The sequence below is a fragment of the Rothia sp. HMSC065C03 genome (genome assembly GCF_001837295.1).
Lineage (GTDB): Bacteria > Actinomycetota > Actinomycetes > Actinomycetales > Micrococcaceae > Rothia.
This window is the reverse complement of the sequence record NZ_KV831975.1, coordinates 1-2,953: the sequence shown is the minus strand read 5'-3', so window position 1 is coordinate 2,953 and position 2,953 is coordinate 1. Positions and strand designations below refer to the sequence as shown.

The window sequence follows — 2,953 nt, the reverse complement described above, 5'->3', positions numbered from 1 at the left end:
CTCCGGAAATAAGCTTCTAATGGCTAGTAGCCAACGCTCCCATTTGACGTTTGTAAAGCCACACATGTTGACGTTCTGTTAAATCTCCATTTGGCAGAATGTGCAGTGATGGATCTTATCTCAGCACACGCTAGAGCGCCGAAAAACCAGCACGTCACGTGACGCTTCCCGTCCGACGTGCAGCCGTTTGCAGTGGACAGTTTTCCGCTAAATGCGGCTGTCATCTTCCCCCCGTCTTCGGACCCTTCTTCTCTGCGCTCATCAGACTCATGGGCTGTTGCATCATCCATCAGAAGATCAACAATCCTGCACTCACTATCGGCGATAGACCTTGTCACGAGCTGGGCCTGTAATGCGAAGCTTCTATAACCTCCACCCCTTCCATAAGGCAGCGAAGATCAACTAAGGGATTTCCCTCCAGCCAGGGGTTACGCCTTTAGCGCCTCGGTTCTTAGGGCGGAACTTTCAAAGTTCTGACTCGTTTGTCCCTTTGCTAAATGGGGCAAGCTGCGGTGCTGGAGGGTACACCCTCCAGCACCGCCCCGCTTACCGCTTAGCCTTCCAGCACCTCACCCATAAGATAGCCGCATGAGAGGCTAGAAGGTTCCTGAAGGGCAAAGCCTTCATGATGCAGAACGTAACGCACGTGGTCATCTCCAAGGTGAGCACGCACATGGGTCTGCACCCGCTCAATGAGCTGTGCATACCCAGGGGCGGGCACAGCCTCTAGAATGCTGTCAAAGACGCTACGGGCACGCTGAGCCCCCGTAGCACCGGCGGACACCGGGGGCATGATAGCGAGAATGGGGCAAAGCTTAACCTCAATGCCAAAGCGGTTAGCCCATGAGAGCACATAGCTAATCTTCCAGTCAGTACGCACCGGCACATCATAGAACTCTTCCAAGCTCAGCACGCCCAAGGTGTACAGCTTTTCGGCGACATGGCGGGCGAACCCCTCCACAGTGCATACGGTGGTTGATACCCCGCCATCAAGGGGGAAAAGTTCAGCGGCGGCACGCCCGTTCAGATGGGCGGAAGCTACCCATGATTTGGGGGCGTACACCTGCACAGCAAGAAGGTTCTCAAAGGGGTTCGGGTCAATGGTGCCCATAGCGACTCATTCCTTTCGGTAAGGGGGTTGTTGGTGCCTCCATCGTCTCGCTATGCGCTGTCTTAAATTCTCAAATTTCCCGGTTTGTCCCTTTGCTAAATCCCTTACTCTGATCCGCCAAATACACACCACCACACCTCTTCAATAAAGGCGCAGCCACACGCAACACCTTCCACCCCGCAGCACAGCTCAGCCCTACCACCCCCCAAGGCACCCTCCACACACGGGCACAAAAATGGAGGGCCCTTCAGGCCACAGCCCGAAGAACCCTCCACAAAACGGTTTTAACTCACTTCTAAACTACCGCATCTTTCAGACAACCAATGCACAGACATACCCCCTCAAGGCGGCAACACCTTCCACACCACCAAAGGAAAGCAGAGCACCAGCCATCTTCTAATCAGCCAAAGTCTTATACCCCGTGCCAATCTCACGCGCAGAATGCAAACGAATACCACGCACCAAACGACCAGTACCACGCTGATCAATACGTTCAACACGCGCAATAAGATTCGGGTCCACTTCAGCAATCTCTCGAGCCGCATCAATGAACTTCTTCCGAAACGCCTTCACACTGGTATCAGCACCAAACTGTCCAGCCAACGCCTCCCACGAAATCACCGCACGCGTCGGAACACCCTGCTCCACCTGATACAAGCGATGCTTAAGCCACAGGAAAATATCAAGCGTCAACGGCGACTTCGTCAAAGACACCAACTGCTCCCAACGATGACGCCCATGAGGAATCGGATACCGCTGAACCACCTGATCATAGAAACGCTGACTCAGCACCAACTGACTCTTACGCTCATTGAGGTTCCCGTCAGGACTAAAAGCGATGGTCACCTCTTCACCCACCACACAGTTGATGGTGTGCACCAGATGGTCCCCATCAGCGTCCGTACTCACCGTCGTGGACTGGAGCGTAAGAGCTAGCAGCGCTCGCAACTGGCGTTCGACTTCGCGGGCGTTTCGGGAGCTCCAGGGGATGCCGAGGTCCCGTAGGAACCCTTTATAACTGGTGGCCAGACTGATGTGCGGGCCACCTGCTTTAACAGCTTCGGTGCACAAATAGTGCAGCAGGATACGGGAGTACTTACCGTAAGGCACGAGGCGTTCGGTTTGGGGGGTGCCGTCTCGATCTACCGTAGTGATGATTCCGGCGGTCATGGTCAATGAGTGGTTGCCGTTATGGCGTTCCCAGGAGATGGAGGGAATGTCGGTCTTCTCTCCTCCGCTGGTGCGCATCACAGGTGCACGGTGAGGCAGAGCGAAGGAGAGGAACGTTTCGGGGTAGTGTGCGATGCGTGAATCTTCAGATGATTCACTCCACTGCGCAACGTCGCCGCTGGGTTCATTGGTAGACTTGGTCATGTCTTCCTCTTTTTTCATGCTTATTTTTGGGAAGGCTACGCCGCCAGGAGGAAATCGCCCTTTTCTTCTGGCGGTATTTTCATACCGTCAGAGTCCTCCTGGAGAATGTTTACTTCCCAGACTCATCGGTTGGTGAATATAACGAGTGAGTACCTCGATATTAGCATATTCTTTCGATTGCGCCGCCGTGCATTTTTCAACTCAACTCCCCCTGCATCAGAGATGAATTGAGGAGGGGGACATTTTGTACCTAATTGCCCTTTGGCACCTCTTTCTAGTGCTTTGAAAAGCTGCTCTTCACCTCAGGGCCCCCACCTCGTTTTCACTAAAGGTTGAAGTGAACTTTAGGGTGGGGACATTTCGTACCCAATACGTTTTTAAGGGGGGATATTTTGTACCCAATACCAGAAAATACGGGGGTCACTCCATCTCAAAAAAGGGGGACATTTCGTACCCAATAGGGGGGAC

Annotated in this window: 2 protein-coding genes; both read right to left on the bottom strand. The window is 53.5% G+C overall.

Annotation, left to right across the window (positions count from 1 at the left end):
* Positions 1-553: 553 nt before the first annotated feature.
* Entirely contained in the window at positions 554-1,111 is a 558-nt protein-coding gene (locus tag HMPREF2605_RS00150) for a hypothetical protein (RefSeq protein ID WP_070846616.1), read from the bottom strand.
* 396 nt (positions 1,112-1,507) lie between these two features.
* Positions 1,508-2,485, bottom strand: a complete 978-nt coding sequence (locus tag HMPREF2605_RS00145) for a replication protein RepA (RefSeq protein ID WP_070846615.1) — start codon at positions 2,483-2,485, stop codon at positions 1,508-1,510.
* Positions 2,486-2,953: the final 468 nt, after the last annotated feature.

Coding starts and splice junctions, on each gene's coding strand:
- HMPREF2605_RS00145 (WP_070846615.1), bottom strand. CDS start 2,485: ATGACCAAGTCTACCAATGAACCCAGCGGCGACGTTGCGCAGTGGAGT.
- HMPREF2605_RS00150 (WP_070846616.1), bottom strand. CDS start 1,111: ATGGGCACCATTGACCCGAACCCCTTTGAGAACCTTCTTGCTGTGCAG.